Origin of the sequence: Saccharopolyspora hattusasensis (assembly GCF_050972075.1) — a bacterium.
Taxonomy (GTDB): domain Bacteria; phylum Actinomycetota; class Actinomycetes; order Mycobacteriales; family Pseudonocardiaceae; genus Saccharopolyspora; species Saccharopolyspora hattusasensis.
In genome coordinates this window covers 2,836,470-2,854,351 of the sequence record NZ_JBPCDC010000001.1, presented here as the reverse complement: position 1 = coordinate 2,854,351, position 17,882 = coordinate 2,836,470, and the positions used below count along the sequence as shown (strand labels likewise).

General features: G+C 69.9%; 19 protein-coding genes. 13 read left to right on the top strand and 6 right to left on the bottom strand.

Annotation, left to right across the window (positions count from 1 at the left end; genetic code table 11):
• Positions 1–85: 85 nt before the first annotated feature.
• A complete protein-coding gene (locus ACRXBZ_RS12755; protein WP_433879316.1) occupies positions 86–1,192 on the top strand; it encodes a cystathionine gamma-lyase in 1,107 nt (368 codons plus the stop codon).
• Between the two features lie 333 nt (positions 1,193–1,525).
• Positions 1,526–1,993: a cysteine dioxygenase gene (locus ACRXBZ_RS12750; protein ID WP_433879315.1), complete on the top strand. Its 468-nt coding sequence runs from the start codon at positions 1,526–1,528 to the stop codon at positions 1,991–1,993.
• A 213-nt stretch (positions 1,994–2,206) separates the two neighbouring features.
• Here ACRXBZ_RS12750 and ACRXBZ_RS12745 read toward each other — a convergent pair whose 3' ends face one another.
• Positions 2,207–2,593: an FMN-binding negative transcriptional regulator gene (locus ACRXBZ_RS12745; RefSeq protein ID WP_433879314.1), complete on the bottom strand. Its 387-nt coding sequence runs from the start codon at positions 2,591–2,593 to the stop codon at positions 2,207–2,209.
• Entirely contained in the window at positions 2,590–3,252 is a 663-nt protein-coding gene (locus ACRXBZ_RS12740; protein WP_433879313.1) for a pyridoxamine 5'-phosphate oxidase family protein, read from the bottom strand. Before ACRXBZ_RS12740 ends, ACRXBZ_RS12745 begins: the two co-directional genes overlap by 4 nt.
• A 60-nt stretch (positions 3,253–3,312) precedes the next feature.
• On the opposite strand from ACRXBZ_RS12740, the gene pdxR reads away from it, so the two are divergent.
• Positions 3,313–4,725, top strand: coding sequence for a MocR-like pyridoxine biosynthesis transcription factor PdxR (pdxR, locus tag ACRXBZ_RS12735; protein WP_433879312.1), 1,413 nt, complete (start codon positions 3,313–3,315; stop codon positions 4,723–4,725).
• A gap of 447 nt (positions 4,726–5,172) precedes the next feature.
• On the top strand, positions 5,173–6,264 hold the full coding sequence (locus tag ACRXBZ_RS12730; RefSeq protein WP_433879311.1) for a D-alanine--D-alanine ligase family protein: 1,092 nt from the start codon (positions 5,173–5,175) through the stop codon (positions 6,262–6,264).
• Between the two features lie 153 nt (positions 6,265–6,417).
• On the opposite strand, the gene ACRXBZ_RS12725 is transcribed toward ACRXBZ_RS12730, so the two are convergent.
• Complete coding sequence (locus ACRXBZ_RS12725) at positions 6,418–6,951, bottom strand: DUF3515 domain-containing protein (RefSeq protein WP_433879310.1); 534 nt, start codon at positions 6,949–6,951, stop codon at positions 6,418–6,420.
• Between the two features lie 132 nt (positions 6,952–7,083).
• Complete coding sequence (locus ACRXBZ_RS12720) at positions 7,084–7,317, bottom strand: Lrp/AsnC family transcriptional regulator (protein ID WP_010305722.1); 234 nt, start codon at positions 7,315–7,317, stop codon at positions 7,084–7,086.
• 97 nt (positions 7,318–7,414) lie between these two features.
• Here ACRXBZ_RS12720 and ACRXBZ_RS12715 point away from each other — a divergent pair, with 97 nt between their 5' ends.
• The gene (locus tag ACRXBZ_RS12715; protein WP_433879309.1) at positions 7,415–8,380 is read left to right on the top strand and encodes a thiamine-phosphate kinase; all 966 of its coding nucleotides are present in this window, start codon (positions 7,415–7,417) and stop codon (positions 8,378–8,380) included.
• Positions 8,381–8,441: 61 nt separating this feature from the next.
• On the opposite strand, the gene ACRXBZ_RS12710 is transcribed toward ACRXBZ_RS12715, so the two are convergent.
• The gene (locus ACRXBZ_RS12710; RefSeq protein WP_168585016.1) at positions 8,442–9,779 is read right to left on the bottom strand and encodes an MFS transporter; all 1,338 of its coding nucleotides are present in this window, start codon (positions 9,777–9,779) and stop codon (positions 8,442–8,444) included.
• Between the two features lie 373 nt (positions 9,780–10,152).
• Here ACRXBZ_RS12710 and ACRXBZ_RS12705 point away from each other — a divergent pair, with 373 nt between their 5' ends.
• Both ACRXBZ_RS12705 and ACRXBZ_RS12700 read left to right on the top strand, forming a co-directional pair.
• Positions 10,153–10,827 (top strand): uracil-DNA glycosylase, encoded by a 675-nt coding sequence (locus ACRXBZ_RS12705; RefSeq protein ID WP_168585015.1) that lies wholly within the window; start codon positions 10,153–10,155, stop codon positions 10,825–10,827.
• A gap of 108 nt (positions 10,828–10,935) precedes the next feature.
• A complete protein-coding gene (locus tag ACRXBZ_RS12700; protein ID WP_433879308.1) occupies positions 10,936–11,523 on the top strand; it encodes an Rv1733c family protein in 588 nt (195 codons plus the stop codon).
• 173 nt (positions 11,524–11,696) lie between these two features.
• Here the strand turns inward: ACRXBZ_RS12700 and rpmB are convergent, their stop codons facing one another.
• Complete coding sequence (gene rpmB / locus ACRXBZ_RS12695) at positions 11,697–11,888, bottom strand: 50S ribosomal protein L28 (RefSeq protein ID WP_093262649.1); 192 nt, start codon at positions 11,886–11,888, stop codon at positions 11,697–11,699.
• 289 nt (positions 11,889–12,177) lie between these two features.
• On the opposite strand from rpmB, the gene ACRXBZ_RS12690 reads away from it, so the two are divergent.
• The 6 genes from ACRXBZ_RS12690 (at position 12,178) to ACRXBZ_RS12665 (ending at position 17,755) form a co-directional block, all read left to right on the top strand.
• A complete protein-coding gene (locus ACRXBZ_RS12690) occupies positions 12,178–13,731 on the top strand; it encodes a DAK2 domain-containing protein (RefSeq protein WP_433879307.1) in 1,554 nt (517 codons plus the stop codon).
• 210 nt (positions 13,732–13,941) lie between these two features.
• Positions 13,942–14,067 carry a hypothetical protein gene (locus tag ACRXBZ_RS12685; protein ID WP_433879306.1) on the top strand — a complete coding sequence of 42 codons (126 nt, stop codon included), beginning with the start codon at positions 13,942–13,944 and terminating at the stop codon, positions 14,065–14,067.
• A 201-nt stretch (positions 14,068–14,268) separates the two neighbouring features.
• Positions 14,269–14,730, top strand: coding sequence for a hypothetical protein (locus ACRXBZ_RS12680; protein WP_168585011.1), 462 nt, complete (start codon positions 14,269–14,271; stop codon positions 14,728–14,730).
• Positions 14,731–14,814: 84 nt separating this feature from the next.
• On the top strand, positions 14,815–17,052 hold the full coding sequence (gene recG / locus ACRXBZ_RS12675; RefSeq protein ID WP_433879305.1) for an ATP-dependent DNA helicase RecG: 2,238 nt from the start codon (positions 14,815–14,817) through the stop codon (positions 17,050–17,052).
• Between the two features lie 53 nt (positions 17,053–17,105).
• A complete protein-coding gene (locus ACRXBZ_RS12670; RefSeq protein ID WP_433879304.1) occupies positions 17,106–17,360 on the top strand; it encodes a hypothetical protein in 255 nt (84 codons plus the stop codon).
• Positions 17,357–17,755 (top strand): type II toxin-antitoxin system VapC family toxin, encoded by a 399-nt coding sequence (locus ACRXBZ_RS12665; protein WP_433879303.1) that lies wholly within the window; start codon positions 17,357–17,359, stop codon positions 17,753–17,755. The genes ACRXBZ_RS12670 and ACRXBZ_RS12665 overlap by 4 nt, the downstream gene beginning before the upstream one ends.
• Positions 17,756–17,882 lie beyond the last annotated feature (127 nt).

The following is a 17,882-nucleotide window of genomic DNA, read 5'->3' as shown; positions in this document are numbered from 1 at the left end:
CCGGGACCGAGGTTCCCGGACCACCTACGCAGAACGTGCCCGAGGCCGGGCTCGGAAACGCACGGCGGCAAGAGACAGGAGAGTTGTGACCACATCGGATCTTGGCGACGGCACCCGGTGCGTGCGCGGCGGGCACCCGGAACCGGCCGGCGGGACACCGCTGCTGCCGGGGCCGGTCTTCGCCGCGCCGTTCCACCTGGGTGCGGACGTCCAGGGCAGCGATTTCTACGGCCGGGCGGGCAATCCCACCTGGCGGGCGCTGGAGTCGGCCATCGGCGACCTCGACGGCGGACACTGCGTCCTGCTGCCGTCCGGCATGGCGGCGATCAGCACCCTGCTGCGTGCGCTGCTGCGCCCCGGCGACGCGGTGGTCCTGCCCAGCGACGGGTACTACGCGACGCGCCAGTTCGTGCGCGACGAGCTGGGCGACCTGGGGCTGGACGTCCGGGAGATCGACACGCCGGGCCCCTGGCACGACGACGTGTTCGCCGGGGTTCGCCTGGTGCTGCTGGAAACCCCGTCGAACCCCGGGCTGGACGTGTGCGACATCGCGGAGCTCGCCGACCGCGCGCACGCCGCGGGTGCGCTGCTGGCGGTGGACAACACCACGGCGACGCCGCTCGGGCAGCGACCGCTGGAGCTGGGCGCGGACATCGTGGTGGCCAGCGACACCAAGGCGCTGTCCGGGCACAGCGACATCCTGATGGGGCACGTGTCGGTCCGCGACGAGGAGCTGGCGCAGCGGCTCGTGCGGGCGCGGACGCTGTCCGGCTCGATCCCCGGCCCGTTCGAGACCTGGCTGGCGCACCGCAGCATGGGCACGCTGGACCTGAGGTTGGCGCGGCAGGCCGAGAATGCCGCCGCGCTCGTCGAGGCGCTGCGCGGGCACCCGGCGGTTTCCGGGCTGCGCTGGCCCGGCCTGCCTGGTGATCCGTCGCACGATCTTGCACGGCGGCAGATGCGCCGCTGGGGCGGGATGTTCCGGTTCGAGCTGGCGGATGCGGCGGCGGTCGACGAGTTCGTCCGGCGCAGCGAGCTGGTAGTGGCGGCGACGAGTTTCGGCGGCCTGCACAGCACGGTCGACCGCCGGGCCCAGTGGGGCGACCCGGTGCCTGCGGGCTTCGTCCGGTTCTCCGCGGGCTGCGAAGACCCTGCGGACCTGGTCGCGGACGTCCTGCAGGCACTCTCCTGACGCCCGCGGGTTCACATCTTTACCCAGCTCCCCGAACAGTTGGGCGCTCTGCGTCGAACCTGGCACCTTCGATTTCCATTGAAATCGCGGTGCCGCAGTGTGAGATCTTGCGGGTTCGAGTTGACGTGAGGGCGGCGGACTGGTTCAGTTCACGGCGTGTTGTTGCGTGCTATGACTGATCGACGGGGTCACATCGACCTGCGCCGCGTCGCCAGCGCGCTCTGTCTGTGTTCTTCGTGTTGATCGTTCTCCCGTAATTCCCGGGTGTTTCCGGCGTGCCGGTGCGCGCGCTGACGGCCCCGGGGCTCATCACGATCCCGAAGGACAACCGCCGTGTTCGCCGTTCCTCCGAATACCGTTGCCGCGCCTGCCGATCTCACCATCGCGCACCCGGTCCGCATCGCCCGTGAACTCGCCGCCGACCGCGGCTCGTGGACGCACCTGCTGCGTTACGACCCGGACCAGCGGTGGTCCGGCCTGATCACGCGTACCGCGAGCTACGAGGCGTGGCTGCTGAGCTGGCTGCCGGGCCAGCGCACCGATCTGCACGACCACGGCGGTGCCGCCGGTGCCTTCACCGTGGTCACCGGCACCCTGACCGAGCGCGTCGTCCAACGCGGTGGCAACGAGGTGCTGCACCCGCTGGTCGCGGGCCAGTCCCGCGTCTTCGGCCCGGACTACGTGCACCAGGTGCACAACAACGGCCCGGACCCGGCAGTGAGCATCCACGTCTACCGGCCCACCCGCGCCCGGATGACCCTCTACACCAACGACCCCGTCACCGGCCTCAGCCAGGAGTGACCGACATCGCGGGTCCGCAGTTTCGGTTGAAACTGCGGATTTCCGGCACCGTCAGGATTCGGCGCGCCGCCGCATGCGGCGGAGTTGCTGGGCGGCCGTGGCCCGGTCCGGGGACCGTCCCTTCGGCCAGCCGGCGGGCGACCGAGTCCCTGCAGCGGCACCGATTTAGATTTAGCGACACCGATTTGTTGTCGCCGTACTTGAACTTCGCCGTCACGGACTCGACGTGCCGGACCACGCCCGCGGGATTCCCTTGAGCATCCGGTGGAACGGACCGTCGTGCGCGGCGATCTCGGCAGTCCCGCCCGCCGGCTGGAAGCGCTCCACCTGGCGTTGCAGCAGGGTGGCCTTGGCGGCCGGGGCGTCCACCAGCTCCGCTTCGCCCGAGAGCTGCACGCTGGCGTAGTGGCTCGTCGGCACGCCCGAGCTGGTCGGGGTGTCGCCCTCGACCCACCACGGGCCGGGGATGTAGGCGTAGTCGTCCACAATCGACAGTACGCGGCGCGGATCGTGCTCCAGCGCGCGCCAGATCGGGTTGGGGCGCGTGAGGTGCAGCAGGATTCGGTCGCCGTCGAGATCTTCCAGCTCCACGATGCTCATGCCGGTTGCTCCCGTTCGCCGACGTGCGACGGAACCTCGAATCCCGACGGGAGGTCCGCCGACGGTTCCGGCGGGCCCCAGTGCGTTCTCAGCGGGAGCACCCCGGCCCAGGCCGTGGCTTCCTCGACGTCCTCGGCGTCGTCGTTGGGCCCGCCGTTGCGGATCTTCACCGCCGCCTCGGCGAGGTCGACGGCGATGACCGCCGTCGCAGCCAGCTCCCTCTTGTTCGGCTGCCGCGCGTGCTCCCACGAACCGGGCGCGAGCTGCTCGGTGATCACCCGCAGCGCCTGCAGCTTCTCGTCGGCGTCGGTGACGTCCCGGGCGCGTCCGTGGATCATCGCGGAGCGGAAGTTCACGGAGTGGTGGAACAGCGAGCGTGCGTAGACGATCCCGTCGAGGTGGGTGACGGTGACGCAGACCTCGACGCCTTCGGCGGCCTCCCGCAGGCTGCGCGCACCGGTCGAACCATGGACGTAGAGAGTGTCGCCGCTGCGGCCGTAGCCGGTGGGCAGCACCCGGGGCGAACCGTCGATCAGCAGCCCGAGGTGGCAGATCAGGCCCGCGTCCAGCGTGGCGTGCAGGTCGCTGCGCTCGGTGCGGGCCCGCGCGCTGCCGCGACGGATGGTGGTCCGGTCTGTGGTGGAGAGCTGTCGGGTCACGTGGAACAGGATCTTCAAGAAAGTGGCATTATCGAAGTGCCAATCAGGGAGAATTTCGAAATGCCACATTCCGTGCCCGCAGCCAGCTCGCCGCTGCTGGAGCTGGCCATCGAGCTGCACCGCGACGACCGCCGACCGCTCGCCGTGCAGCTCGCCGACGCGCTGCGGCATGCGGCGACGAAGGGGCAGCTCCGCGGTGGCGACCGCCTGCCGTCCACGCGCGCGCTCGCCCGCCACCTCGCGGTGAGCCGAACCGTGACAGCCGCCGCCTACGAGCAGCTGCACGCCGAGGGCTGGATCGCCGGCCGGCGCGGCTCGGGCACCTACGTCACCACGAGCCCGCCCGGTTCTCAGACCGAGGCCGCCGCAGGAGCCAAGCACGGCGACAGCCGACCGGACGAACCGGTGGTCGTGCTGACACCCGGCGTGCCGTGGGTGGAGGGCATCGACCGGGCGGCGTGGCGCCGGGCCTGGCGCGCGGCGGCCGACACCGGGCCCGATTCCAGGCCGCATCGTGCCGGGGCGGTCGAGTACCGCGAAGCCATCGTCGAGCACCTGCTGCGGCACCGCGGTCTGGTCGTCGGCGGCCTGACGGTGGAGAACGTGCTAGCCACCGCCGGCACCACGTCGGCCGTCTTCGAGCTGGCATCCGCGGTGCTGCGCCGTGGCGCGACGGTTGCCGTGGAGGAGCCCGGCTACCAGCGAGCGGTGGGCGCGCTGCGGGCGGCGGGCGTGCGGGTGGTGCCGGCTCCGGTCGACCACGCGGGAATCGTGGTCGATGCCATTCCGCGGGGCGTGCGGGCGGTCTACTGCTCGCCCGCGCACCAGTACCCGATCGGCGGTCGGCTGCCCGCGGAGCGCCGGATCGCCCTGGTGGAGCGGGCGCGTGCCGAGGGCTGGCTGATCATCGAGGACGACTACGACGGCGAGCTCCGCTACGACGTGGCGCCGCTGCCGGTGCTCGCGTCGATGGCCCCGGACGTCGTCGTGCACCTGGGCACGACCAGCAAGATCCTCACCCCGACACTGGGAGCCGGCTGGATGCTGGCACCAGACAAGGTCGCCGCTTCGGTGCTGCAGCACCGGGATCTCACCGGCACCAGCCCGGCCCCGGCGGGGCAGCGCGTGCTGGTGGAACTCGCGCGCCACGGCGACCTGGGGCGCCACCTGCGGCGGCTGCGGCGAGAACTCTCGCAGCGCCGGGCACTCGTGGTGGACAAGCTCGCCGCCGAGGACGTCGAGGTGTTCGGGGACCGGGCCGGGGCGCACGTGGTGCTGCCGCTGCCGGACGCGGAGACCGAGCAGCGGGTGGTCGCGGCGGCCGCCGAACGCGGCCTGGTGCTCGACGGGCTGCGACGCCACCACTGCGGTCCGCAGCAGTGGTTCGGGTTGGCGCTCGGCTACGCCGCGTGCTCGCGCAGCGAACTGGAACGCGCGCTGCCGATCCTGGCCCAGCTGTGCGGAAAGAGGTGACGCACTTCGCCAGGTCAGGCGCTTGCCGGGCGGAACTCGCTTGCGTCGTCGCGGGTTGGGCGCTGTGAGGAGCGTTTAGCCCGGTTCGGTATCGGGGTGATCCGGGATGTGTTTTTGCCTGCGTTCGGCGTTGATCTGGAGGTGACCGGTACGGATGAGAAGTCGGATTCATCGGCGGATTCATCGGCGGAGTCGGAGTTGGTGCGGGACATGCTGGCGGTGGTGACGTCGTTTTCGGGCCGGTTATGCGGATCGCTACGAGCGTTTCGGTACGCAGGACGCCGTGAGTGTTTTTGGGTGCTATGGCACCCACAAACGCTCACGGGTTTTCTTCCGCCACTCACCCTAGGAACGGTTCCGAGTCGAAGATCACGCGCGTCCCGCATCGAGGTCTCCAACCAAGCCGTTGTGAAACGGCCTCCGAATGCGGCAGGTATGGTCCGGCGCATGACACAGCGCAAGACCCGGGTGGCCGTCGTCTTCGGCGGACGCAGCACCGAGCACGGCATCTCCTGCGTGTCCGCCGGTAGCGTGCTCGCGCACCTCGACCAGGACCGCTTCGAGATCCTGCCGGTCGGCATCACCCGCGAGGGCGCTTGGGTACTGGGCACCGACGACCCGAAGCAGCTGGAGATCCGGGACCGCCAGGCGCCCGAGGTCGCGGCGAACACGGCCATCGCGCTGCCCGGCGACCCCACCCGCCGTGAGCTGGTGCTGCTGGAGCCGGGCCGGGGCGGCGAGGTGCTGTCGTCGGTCGACGTGGTGTTCCCGGTGCTGCACGGCGCGTTCGGCGAGGACGGCACCATCCAGGGGTTGCTGGAGATGGCCGACGTGCCCTACGTCGGGCCGGGCGTGCTCTCAAGCGCCGTGTCGATGGATAAGGAGTACACCAAGAAGCTGCTCGCCGCGGAGGGCTTGGAGGTAGGGCGCTACGAGGTGCTGCGCCGCGACCAGGCCAAGCTGGACGACGCGCAGCGCGAGCGGCTCGGGCTGCCGGTGTTCGTCAAGCCGGCGCGGGCCGGGTCGTCGCTGGGCATCACCAAGGTCGACGACTGGGCCGAGCTGGACGCGGCGATCGCCGAGGCCCGGCGCACCGACCCGAAGGTGATCATCGAGTCGGCGGTGGTGGGCCGCGAGATCGAGTGCGGCGTGCTGGAGTTCCCGGACAGCCGGATCGAGGCCTCACAGCCCGCCGAACTCCGGGTGACCGGCGATTCCGACTGGTACGACTACGAATCCAAGTACCTCGACGACGTCACCGAGTTCGACATCCCGGCCAAGATCGGCGACGACGCGATCGAGGAGCTGCGCGATGCCGCGGTGCGCGCCTTCCGCGCCCTGGAGTGCCAGGGCCTGGCGCGGGTCGACTTCTTCCTCGCCGGGGACGGCCGGCTGATCGTCAACGAGGTCAACACGATGCCGGGCTTCACGGCGATCTCGCTCTACCCGCGGATGTGGGCGCACACGGGCATCGACTACCCGACCCTGCTGACCACGCTGATCGAAACGGCGATCGCCCGAGGCACCGGCCTCCGCTGACGAAAAGTCGAAGCGAACGGCCTGTTAACCGCGCTAGAAGGCGCACACGGTCCGCGCACTCCACAACCGAGTTGGAGCGAATGGTCCGTTCGCTGCGTTAGGCGGTGCGAATGGTCCGTTCACGTCCGAGCAGTCCCCGTTCGAGGGCGCCGGTCAGGGGAAGACCGGTTGCTTGGGGAGGGTGTTGCGGAGGATGTTGGAAAGGTCCTGGAGGGGGCCGGTTCCGGTGCGCTCCGGAGCGGTGAGCGCGACGTACACCGGGCGGTCGACCGCCAGCCACGAGGTGTCGCCACCTTGGTTGATCTCCAGCCAGCTGACGCCGAAGACGTCCACCAGCTGCGCCGTCGGCGTCAGCTCCGCGGGCGCGTCGATGCCGCAGCGCACCGTCAGCGGGTCGTGCTTCGCGTCTCCCCAGGCGACGGCTCCCGCCGCCGCCGGCTCCGCCAGCGCGCGGCGTGGTACGAGCTCGCCGCCTACGGCGAGCTCGCTCGGCAGCGCCGCGAGCACCGTCGCGCATTCCTGCGACGACGCCTTCGGCGCCGGGACCGGAGCGAGCGGAAGCGGCCCGCTTCGCCGGGCCGCTTCCGCTTCTGCTGCAGCTTTTTGCGCCTGGTGCTCGCCATGCCAGCCGTACGCGCCGATACCAGCGACCGCTAGGGCGAGGAGTATGCCGAGCGTGATCGCCACGATCAACACCGGCCGGGGCAATCCGGGCGCTGATTGATGAACCACGTCGTCCACTACAGCACGGCCGTTGCCGGGTGTGGCCACCGGCCCGGCCGTGCTCCTAGCGGGTGCGGGCTGCCCACCCGCGGGTCGTCAGAGGTGCACTACAGGACAGGTGAGGGTCCGGGTGATGCCTTCGACGTTCTGGATCTTGGCGACGACCATCTTGCCGAGCTGGTCGACATTCTCGGCTTCGGCGCGCACGATCACGTCGTACGGACCGGTGACGTCCTCGGCGCTGATGACGCCCGGCGAGCCGGCGATCTCGTTGGCGACCGCGGCGGCCTTGCCGACTTCGGTCTGGATGAGTATGTATGCCTGAACCACGGCGTGCCCCTTCGTCTTGCCGATGTGCTCGGGGTAGGAAACTGGCAGAAAGCTACCCCATCGGACCGAGCGGATGCTCAAGGAAGGAAGGTCCCAGTTGGGTCCTGATTCGTCGCAGGACGCACAGACCGTTTCCCAGTTGGGTGAGTTCGGTCTCATCGATCGGGTGACTGCCGGGCGACCGCAGTCACCGGGCACGTTACTCGGGCCGGGGGACGACGCAGCCGTCCTGGCGGCCCCGGACGGCCGCGTGGTGGCTACCACCGACGTGCTGGTGGAACAGGTGCACTTCCGTTTCGACTGGTCGACACCGCACCAGGTCGGCCGCAAGGCGGTCGCGGTGAACCTGTCGGACATCGCCGCGATGGGCGCGGTGCCCACCGGCCTGCTGGTGGGCCTGGCCTGCCCGCCGGACCTGCCGACGAGTGTGGCCGATGAGCTCCTCGGGGGCATGTGGGAAGAAGCACAGCAGGTCGGCATCGGCATCATCGGCGGCGACATGGTGTCGGCGACCTCACTGACGATCTCGATCACAGCACTGGGCGACCTGCAGGGCCGGGAGCCGGTGACGCGGTCGGGCGCCCGGCCCGGCGACGTGGTCGCGGTGGCCGGGCGGCTCGGCTGGTCGGCGGCCGGTCTGGCCGTGCTGGGGCGGGGTTTCCGCTCGCCGGTCGCGGTCGTCGGCGCGCACCGCGTCCCGGAGCCGCCGTACGCGGCAGGACCGCAGGCGGCCGTCGCCGGCGCGACGTCCATGGTGGACACCTCGGATGGGCTGCTGGCCGATCTCGGGCACATCGCCGCGGCGTCGCAGGTGGCCATCGACATCCGCACCGACCAGATCGAGGTGCCGCAGCGGCTGAACGAGGTCGCCTCCGCGCTGGGCGCGGACGCCCGCCACTGGGTGCTCACCGGCGGCGAGGACCAGGCGCTGGTGGCGACCTTCCCGCCGGGGCGCCCGCTGCCGGAGGGCTGGCGCGCGCTCGGGGTCGTCGCCGAGGGCTCCGGGGTCACGGTGGACGGCGGCGAGTACGAGGGTTCGGCGGGCTGGGAGCACTGGCGGTAGGCCGGGACGCGAAGAACCCCGATGTGCCGCGGCGCATTGGGGCTCTTCGCGTCCCCGGACGTCAGTTCGCCGGCGATGCCGACGTGGCAGGTGCGTCCTGCATCAGCGGCTTCTTCGCCGTCTCCTTCATCAGCAGGATCGGCACCAGCGCCACCAGGGCCGCGGCCATCAGGTAGAAGGCCGGGAACATGGTGTTGCCGGTCGAGGTGACCACGGCGTCGTTGACCAGCGGTGCGGTTCCGCCGAAGGCCGCCGTGGAGATGTTGTAGCCGATGCAGAAGGCCGCGTAGCGGACCTTCGTCGGGAACATCGCCGGGAGCGTCGCCGCCAGCGGTCCGATCAGCTGCACGTGCCCGATCGCGAGCAGGCCCAACCCCAGGATCGTGGTCAGCACGGTGCCCTGGGAGATCAGCAAGAACGCCGGAATCGGCAGCACGATGAAGCAGATCGCCGCGGACAGGAACAGCGGCTTGCGGCCGATCCGGTCCGACAGCGCGCCCACCGGAGTGATGATCACCAGCATGAACACGACCGTGAGCAGCAGTGGGAGCAGCACCTGGTACTCCTGGCCGTCCGGCACGTGGAGCGCGTCGCCGAGGTACGTCTCCATGTAGGTCAGGATTGTGTAGTTGGCGACGTTGATCAGCACCACGATGCCCATCAGGATCAGCAGCTGCCGCCACCATTCCTTGATCAGGTCCCTAAGCGGCGACTTGGCGACCTGGTGGGTCGCTTCCAGGTTCTTGAACGCCGGGGTGTCCTCCAGCTTGCTCCGCAAGTAGAGGCCGACGGCGCCGAGCGGACCGGCGATCAGGAACGGAATGCGCCAACCCCAGCTTTCCATCGAGGCGCTGTCCAAATTCAAGATCAGGATCGTCGGCACCAGTGCGCCGAATCCGAATCCGACGAGGGTGCCGAATTCCAGCCAGCTTCCCCAGAAGCCGCGGCGGCGGTCCGGCGCGAACTCGGCGATGTAGGTCGCGGCGCCGCCGTATTCACCGCCGGTGGAGAAGCCCTGCAACAGCCGGCACAGCAGCAACAGCATCGGAGCGAAGATGCCGATGGTCCCGTAGGTGGGAAGCAGACCGATGACGAACGTCGAGCCGGACATCAGCAGGATCGTCACCGCCAGCACCTTCTGCCTGCCGATCCGGTCGCCCAGCGGCCCGAAGAACAGGCTGCCCAGCGGCCGGAACAGGAAGGAGATGGCGAAGACACCGAAGGCCGAGACGGTCTCCAGCGGGCCGGGGAAGAACTGGTGGCCGACGTATGCGGCCACATACGCATATACGCCGAAGTCGTACCACTCCGTGCAGTTGCCGATTGCCGCTGCGCCGACCGCGCGGCGGAGCAGGGATCGCTGCTCGGCTGATGTTTCGGCTGTTTCCTGCGAAGTCATGAGTTTTCGGCCCACCTCCGGGTCATGCCATCCGCCCCCCACGGGTCATTCGAACTCCGGTGAACCTAGCCGAGCGACCTGGGGGGAGGCCACCAAAAGACCGGGATTGCGTTATTCCGATGTTATTTCCTTTATGCAAAACGTCACCGATCGGACGGCCTGCGCGTTGTGCCACGGAGTCGCTGATTTGACAGCCCAATTTGCTGGATGACGGGCGAAAATGGTGCTTTCGTGTGACGGCCGGATACGGATGTGTGCGATATCGCGCGATGCATTACTTCGATCGAGTGTGACTTGCAACACGTAGACAGATTTGCGGGTCGATCTTGGGGCTGTCGCGAGGTCGATCTCCGTCGCTCGCTAGGGTGCTCGCATGACCGCACGTCCGCTGCATGAGCTCGTGGAGGCCGGGTGGGCGAAAGCCCTGGAACCGGTCGCCGATCAGATCAAGAAGATGGGCGAGTTTCTGCGCACCGAGGTCGCCGAGGGCAGGACGTACCTGCCCGCCCCGGAGAACGTGCTCCGCGCCTTCCAGCAGCCGTTCCACGACGTGCGGGTGCTGATCGTCGGCCAAGACCCGTACCCGACGCCCGGGCACCCGGTCGGCCTGAGCTTCTCCGTCGCGCCCGGCGTCGCGCCGCCACGCAGCCTGGTCAACATCTACCGCGAGTACAGCGAGGACCTCGGCCACCCCGAGCCCTCCAGCGGCGACCTCACGCCTTGGACCGAGCGTGGCGTGCTGCTGCTCAACAGGTCGTTGACGGTCCGGCCCGGCAAGCCCGGCTCGCACCGCGGCAAGGGCTGGGAGGAGGTCACCGCGCAGGCGATCCGCGCGCTGGCCGCCCGGGAAGTGCCGCTGGTGGCGGTCCTGTGGGGGCGCGACGCCCGCGACCTGCGCCCGCTGATGCCCGGAGTGGAGTGCGTCGAGTCGCCGCACCCCAGCCCGATGTCGGCCGACCGCGGCTTCTTCGGCTCCCGCCCGTTCAGCCGGGTCAATGAGATCCTCGCCGGCCGTGGCGCCGAGCCCGTGGACTGGAAGCTGCCCTAGCTGGCCCGGGACCCGTTCTGCCTGTTTCGCGGCGTATGGATTTCGGTTCCGCCCGGTCGTACATTGGCCCTTGCCGGGAGATTCGTCCGGGGCGGAAGAAGGCTCGTTATGGGAGCCGGCCGGAGCGAAAACGACCTGCGGCGTCGGGTCCGCGGGATATTTCCGGGCGCGAACCCGCTGCGGCGGCGCACCGACTACTTCGAACCCGTCGCGCTGCTGGTGGTCGTGCTGATCGCGGTCGTCACGGTGGTGGCGGCCATCGTCGTCGCGCAGTCCGAGCTGCGCGACCGGCTCGGCGAGGCGGATCGGGAGCAGGCCGCGAAGCACCAGGTGGTGGCTACGGTCGTCGCGGAGGTCGGTAATTCCGGCGGGAACGCGCAGCGGCCGGTAGCGGTGCGCTGGGGGCAGCCGCCGGACGAGCACTTCGCGGTCATCGAGCTGCCGGCGCGAACACCGGCGGCAGGCACCGTCCCAGTGTGGCTGGACCAGCAGGGTCAGCTGACCGCGCCACCGCTCACCCGCGCCGAGGCGACCCAAGCCGCCGGGCTGGCCGGGGCAGGCGTGCTGATCGGTTCGGCGATGTTCACCGGGGTGGCGCTGGCCGGGGTGAGGTTGTTCGTGACCCGCAGGCGGCTCGCCGCGTGGGCCGCGGAGTGGGAGAAGGTCGGGCCCGAGTGGCGGAACCACGCTTCGTGAGTCAGGGCACGCGGTCGCTTTGCGCCGCGGTGCAGGTCGCGCACGATGAAAAAGGGCAGCGGCTCAGGCCGCTTGCCTGACGTCGAGGCGCAGTTCAGTGCGTGGGACTCGGACGGAGCGCGCACGCAGAAAACCCCGAGGCGCTCGGCCTCGGGGTTTTCTGCGCAATCACGTCAGCCGCGGACGACCTTGCCGGCCTTCAGGCAAGAGGTGCACACGTTCATGCGCTTGCGCTGCGAAAGACCGATCTTGGCGTGCACGGTCTGAATGTTCGGGTTCCACCGGCGCTTGGTTTTCCGGTGGGAGTGCGAGACCGAGTTGCCGAAGCCTGGTCCCTTACCGCAGACGTCGCAGACGGCAGCCACGTCAGACACCCCTTACTTTGCTTGACGGTTACAGCGATGAGAGCCGCAAGCGCATCACCCTCGCCTGAGGGCACTTGCGTGAGCGCTTGCTCTTCACCGCCGTAGCCGGCGGCCTCCCGGAGAGCCCGGTCGCCCGGGGTCATCGCCACCCTGGGACCGGATCAGTCTAGCCCACCGGGTAGGGCGCATTCGGCGGAGGGGGGACGAGTGCCGACGCGGGCCGAACCCGGCGCGGACAGCGACTAGTCTCGGACAATCCGATCCTAGGTGGTTGCGTGGGAGGTCGCGGGTGTTGCGGACGCTGACTGCGGCGGCTGCCCGCCGATGGGCGGACCTGGCGCTGGCCGCGCTGGTCGCCGAGCGCGATGCGATCGACCGGATCAACGTCTACCCGGTGGCCGACGGCGACACCGGCACCAACCTGCTGCAGACGATGCGCGCGGCGGTGGAAACGCTGGACGCGGTCGAGCCGGACACGCTCGGCGGTGTCCTCGACGCGCTGTCCAAGGGCGCGCTCGGTGGTGCGTGCGGGAACTCGGGCATGCTGCTGTCGCAGGCCCTGCGCGGGGTCGCCGAGTCGCTGCGCGACGTCGCGGAGGCGGACGGCCGAGCGCTCGGCGCGGCGCTGGTCCGCGCCGATGGGCTGGCCAGGCAGGCCGTTGCCGAACCCGTCGAGGGCACGGTGCTGTCGGTGTTGCGAGCTGCGGCGCATGCGGCGGTTGGTTCGGACGAGCTGGAAGTCGTCGTGCACGAGGCGACCCGAGCGGCCATCGGCGCACTGGCTGCGACGCCCGCGCAGCTCGCGGTGCTCTCCGACGCAGGTGTCGTCGATGCCGGCGGGCGGGGCTTGGTGATCATGCTCGACGCGCTCCACGCGGTGGTTCGCGACGGCGAGTGGCTCGCGCCGAAGGCTCCGGTCCCGGGGGATTCGGGAATGCTGGAGCACGAGTCGCAGTACGAGTACGAGATCATGTACCTGCTCGCCGACACCGGTCAGGACCGGGTCTCGGCGCTGCGAGAAGCGTTGTGCGGGCTCGGTGACTGCGTGTCCGTGGTCGGTGACGGCGGGGCTTCCTGGGCCGTGCACGTGCACTGCGACGACATCGGCGCGGCGATCGAAGCGGGCATCGAGGCCGGGCGCGTGCACCGGATCAAGGTCACCAGGTTCGCCGACCAGCAGGCCGCTTTCGCACGGGACGTCGCGGTGCTCGCCTGTGTTCCCGGCGGCGCGCTGGGGGAGCTGTTCGCCGCGGAGGGCGCCGAGGTGCTGGTCGTAGGCACGGAGTTAACCGCGGACGGGCTGCGCGAGGCCTTCGATTCGACCGGTGCCGCGCACGTTGTGGTGTTGCCCAACGACGCGGCGACGGCCGCCGCGGTGGAGCGGTCCGGGGTGATCGGCGAGGGGCAGGACGTGGTCGTGGTGCCGATGGCCTCGCCGGTGCAGGGGCTGGCCGCGCTCGCGGTGCACGACCCGAGCCGCCGCCGGGCCGATGACCAGGTGGCGATGGCCGAGGCGGCGGCCGCAACCCGGCGCGGCGAGCTGCGCATCGCCGATGCCGAGGCGTTGACCTGGGTCGGCCGTTGCTTGCCCGGCGACGTGCTCGGGTTGATCGATGGCGAGGTCGTGCTCATCGGCGACGACGTGCCGGCCGCGGCCCGCGATCTCGTCACCAGGATGCTCACCATCGGTGGCGAGCTGCTTACCGCGCTGGTCCAGGCGGATGCCCCGGAGGGGCTGCCGGATGCGCTGGCCGAGCACCTGCGGCACGCCCATCCCGAGGTGGAATTCGCCTGCTACCCGGGCGGCGACCTCGGCGCCCTCCTCCTCGTCGGCGTCGAGTAGCGCCCGTTCCGATCGGTTGTGCGCGTGGCCTTAGCGCCGAAGGTGCTGAGCCCACCCAAGCTCAGCCACTCCGAGTTGAGGAATCTCACCGTCCGGTGTTCGTCACGGTGGGCCGCGCCATGGCGGGGAAGCGGCGGGGGCGTGTTCGTGGTTATGCGGATCTCGACGAGTGTTTCGGTACGCAGGACGCCGTGAGTGTTTTTGGGTGCTATGGCACCCACAAACGCTCACGGGTGTTCTTCCGCCAGCGGTCGTGACTTCTACATCAGCGTTGACCACGCCGAACGCGGCGCCGAGCTGGTCAACGCGCTGATCACCGAAAGCTCGGCGCTGTGACGGAGGAATTCGTGGGGCGTCGCGGCTTACGGGTGTACCTGCTCGTCGCGCTGGGCGGCGCATGCCTGGTGGCGCTGCCGCGGTGGCTCGCGACCGCCTGACCAGCGGTCGGTCCGGTCGGCGATGCCCGGCCGGGCCGACGGGCGGCGGCGGTGTGGCGCTAATGTCGTTACTGGTCGTCGACTGACCCGGGAGCGTCCAGTGAGAGTCCGAAGCCGATATCTGTGGTTCGTCGGTGGCTGGACCGTGCTCGTCGCGTTGCTGATGATCGCGATCCCGCTACTGCTGCGCACCCGGCTGCCCGAGCCCATCGCGGTCGAGTGGACGTCGTCGGGCGCGCCGGAGAGCTCCAGCTCGCTGCGCGACTTCCTGTTCGACAAGCTCGTCTGGTGGCTGGCGGTCGCCGCGGTGTGGAGCGTCTTCGGGGTCCGCGGCGTGCTGCGGCGGCGCGGCCTGGCCTGGGCCGGGGCGGCGCTGGGCGTCTTCGGCGCGCTGATGCTGGGCACCGTCGTGCTGACCACGCTCACCAACCTGAATGCCTCGGACTTCCGGGACACCGTCGACCTCCACGCGCAGGGCTGGCTGCTGCTGGGCGGCGCGCTCGCTGGTTGGCTGGGATGGCGGTTGGGCAGCCAGAGCGCGCGGGTCGCCGCCACCGACTGATCGACTCGTCGGTGCCGTCCAGTAACTTGCGGGTGCCTGCCCGGCGGGACGACCGGTGACGATGCGCACGGCGGAGGACAAGCAGTGACCACATTGGACGCGAAGCTCGATCGGGTGCTCGGCGCCAAGTCCGGCAAGGCGCTCGATTCGGCGCTGGGCCTGGCCACCGTGGGCGATTTGCTGCGCCACTACCCGCGCCGCTACGCCGAGCGCGGCGAGCTGACCGCGATCGCCGGGCTGGAGATCGGCGAGCACGCCACCGTGCTGGCGCAGGTGGAGCGGGTCAGCAAGCGCACCATGAAGTCCCGCCGCGGCACCATCGTCGAGGCCCGCATCACCGATGGCCACCGTTCGCTGAGCTGCACGTTCTTCAACCAGGCTTGGCGGGAGCGGGAGCTGCTGCCGGGGCGGCGCGGCATGTTCGCGGGCAAGGTCACCGCCTACCGCAAGCAGCTGCAGCTGGCCCACCCGGAGTACCAGCTCTTCGACACGGAGAAGACCGATCTCGGTTCGGCGGCCGAGGAATTCGCCGCCGCGCTGATCCCGGTCTACCCGGCCGCGCATGGCCTGCCGTCGTGGTCCATCGCGCGGTGCGTGGGCCAGGTGCTGGACGTCTGGGACGGCACCGACGACCCGCTGCCGGTGGAGCTGCGCGACCGGATGCGGCTGGCGGACCTGGAATCGGCGCTGCGCAAGATCCACCGCCCGCAGAACTTCGGGGAGGTGACGGTCGCGCAGAACCGGTTGAAGTGGGACGAGGCGCTGGCGGTGCAGCTGGCGCTGGCGCAGCTGCGCGGCGCGGCGAAGTCGCATCCGGCGCCGGTGTGCCGGCGGCGCGACGACGGCGTGCTGGCGGCGTTCGACCAGCGGATGCCGTTCGAGCTGACCAAGGGGCAGCGGGAGATCGGCGAGCAGATCGCCGCCGACCTGACCGCCGAGCACCCGATGAACCGCCTGGTGCAGGGCGAGGTCGGCAGCGGCAAGACGGTGGTGGCGCTGCGCGGGATGCTGCAGGTGGTGGACTCCGGGCGGCAGGCGGCGATGCTCGCGCCGACCGAGGTGCTCGCCGCGCAGCACGCCCGCTCGCTGCGCGAACTGCTCGGCGACCTGGCGATGGCCGGTGAGCTCGGCGGCGCGGACGACGCCACCCGCGTCACGCTGCTGACCGGTTCGCTGAACGCGGCGCAGCGCAAGAAGGCCTTGCTGGAGGCGGCTTCCGGTGAGGCCGGGATCGTCGTCGGCACGCACGCGCTGATCCAGGACCGGGTGTCGTTCGCCGATCTCGGCCTGGTCGTGGTGGACGAGCAGCACCGCTTCGGTGTCGAGCAGCGCGACGCGTTGCGGGCGCGCGGCGGGGACGAGGTGTCGCCGCACGTGCTTGTGATGACCGCGACGCCGATCCCGCGCACGGTGGCGATGACGGTCTACGGCGACCTGGAAACCTCGGCGCTGCGGGAACTTCCGCGCGGTCGCTCGCCGATCAGCACGAGCGTCGTTCCGGTGGCGGAGAAACCGGCTTGGCTGGACCGGGCCTGGGCGCGCATCCACGAGGAGGTCGCGGCCGGGCACCAGGTCTACGTGGTGTGCCCACGGATCGGCGACGACGAGGAGAACCCGGGCAAAGGCAAGAAGAAGGCCGCGAAGTCAGCTGTGGACGACAGCGACGGGGGCGGCGAGGAGCCGCCGCCGGAGGAGGACGAGGAGCGGCGGCCGCCGGTGGCGGTGCTCGACGTCGCGGAACAGCTCGCCGCCGGGCCGCTGGCGGGACTGCGGCTGGGCATCCTGCACGGCCGGCTGGCCGCGGACGACAAGGACGCGGTGATGCGCGCGTTCGCCGCCGGGGAGCTGGACGTGCTGGTCGCCACCACCGTCGTCGAGGTCGGCGTCAACGTGCCGAACGCGACCGTCATGGTGATCATGGACGCCGACCGGTTCGGCGTCAGCCAGCTGCACCAGCTGCGCGGCCGCGTCGGCCGGGGCAGCGCGCCGGGCCTTTGCCTGCTGGTCACCGAGGCGATGGCCGGCACTACCACGCGGGACCGGCTGGACGCGGTGGCCTCCACCACGGACGGCTTCGAGCTCGCCCGCCTGGACCTGGAGCTGCGCCGCGAGGGTGACATCCTCGGCGCGGCGCAGTCCGGCCGGAAGTCGGGCCTGAAGATGCTGTCGCTGCTGCGCGACGAGGACGTGATCGCCCAGGCCAGGGAGGAAGCCGACCGGGTGGTCGGCGAAGACCCCCAACTGCGGAAGCAGCCGGGCCTGGCCCGGATGGTCGCCGAAGTGGTCGATGCCGACCGCGCCGAGTACCTGGAGAAGACCTGATAGTGCGCCACAACGGTGCTGATTTGGCGCCAAAATGGCGTAACATTGGGTGCATGTCTGCTATCCAGATCAAGAACGTGCCGGACGACGTCCGCGAGACGTTAGTCGAAGCTGCCAAGATCAAGGGTCAGTCCTTGCAGTCCTATTTGCTGGACGCGCTGGCGGAGCAGGCGCACTTGGCCCGGAACACGGAACTCCTCCGTGACCTTCCGGTGGCAGAGACCGATGTCAGCATGGACGACATCGTCGAAGTCATCCGGTCCTCGCGCGGACCGTTGGGCGGGACTGGTGAGGAGTCGATTACGTGATCGTCGTCGATTCATCGGTCATGGTTGCCGCGCTCGTCGAGTCTGATCAGCGAGGCGGTCTGGCCCGCAGTGCGCTGGCAACAGGTGGTCGGTTGTGTGCGCCTGGACATTTTCCGCTTGAAGTGGTGCACGTGATCCGCGGACTCGCGATGGCGAAGAAGATCTCAGCGAACGCAGCGAGCGATGCCGTCGCTGCGTTCGCTGAGTTCACGTTCCGGCTGATACCTGCGTCAGGGGCGCTGCTGGACCGTGTCTGGGAGCTGCGGCATAACGTTACGGCTTACGACGCCGCTTATGTTGCGGTTGCTGAGCAGCTCGGTGTTCCGTTGGTTACCGGCGATGTCCGTCTTGCTGCAGCCGATGGTCCGAAATGCGAGATCCGTGTTCTGCGCTGAGGTTGGACGAACTCCCTGCCGGGATGTGCTGTCCTGGATTGTGCCGTTATCCGGACTGGTAGCTCTCGGCGAAAGTTGTAGATAAGTGAGGCCGCACGCAGAGCTGGGCTCCGTTCGGGGGCGACGT

Excerpts from the sequence above, each read along its gene's own strand:
- ACRXBZ_RS12730 (WP_433879311.1), top strand. The coding sequence starts at position 5,173 with ATGACACAGCGCAAGACCCGGGTGGCCGTCGTCTTCGGCGGACGCAGC.
- ACRXBZ_RS12710 (WP_168585016.1), bottom strand. The coding sequence starts at position 9,779 with ATGACTTCGCAGGAAACAGCCGAAACATCAGCCGAGCAGCGATCCCTG.
- ACRXBZ_RS12685 (WP_433879306.1), top strand. The coding sequence starts at position 13,942 with ATGGCACCCACAAACGCTCACGGGTGTTCTTCCGCCAGCGGTCGTGAC.
- ACRXBZ_RS12745 (WP_433879314.1), bottom strand. The coding sequence starts at position 2,593 with ATGAGCATCGTGGAGCTGGAAGATCTCGACGGCGACCGAATCCTGCTG.
- ACRXBZ_RS12700 (WP_433879308.1), top strand. The coding sequence starts at position 10,936 with ATGGGAGCCGGCCGGAGCGAAAACGACCTGCGGCGTCGGGTCCGCGGG.
- ACRXBZ_RS12670 (WP_433879304.1), top strand. The coding sequence starts at position 17,106 with ATGTCTGCTATCCAGATCAAGAACGTGCCGGACGACGTCCGCGAGACG.
- ACRXBZ_RS12705 (WP_168585015.1), top strand. The coding sequence starts at position 10,153 with ATGACCGCACGTCCGCTGCATGAGCTCGTGGAGGCCGGGTGGGCGAAA.
- pdxR (WP_433879312.1), top strand. The coding sequence starts at position 3,313 with ATGCCACATTCCGTGCCCGCAGCCAGCTCGCCGCTGCTGGAGCTGGCC.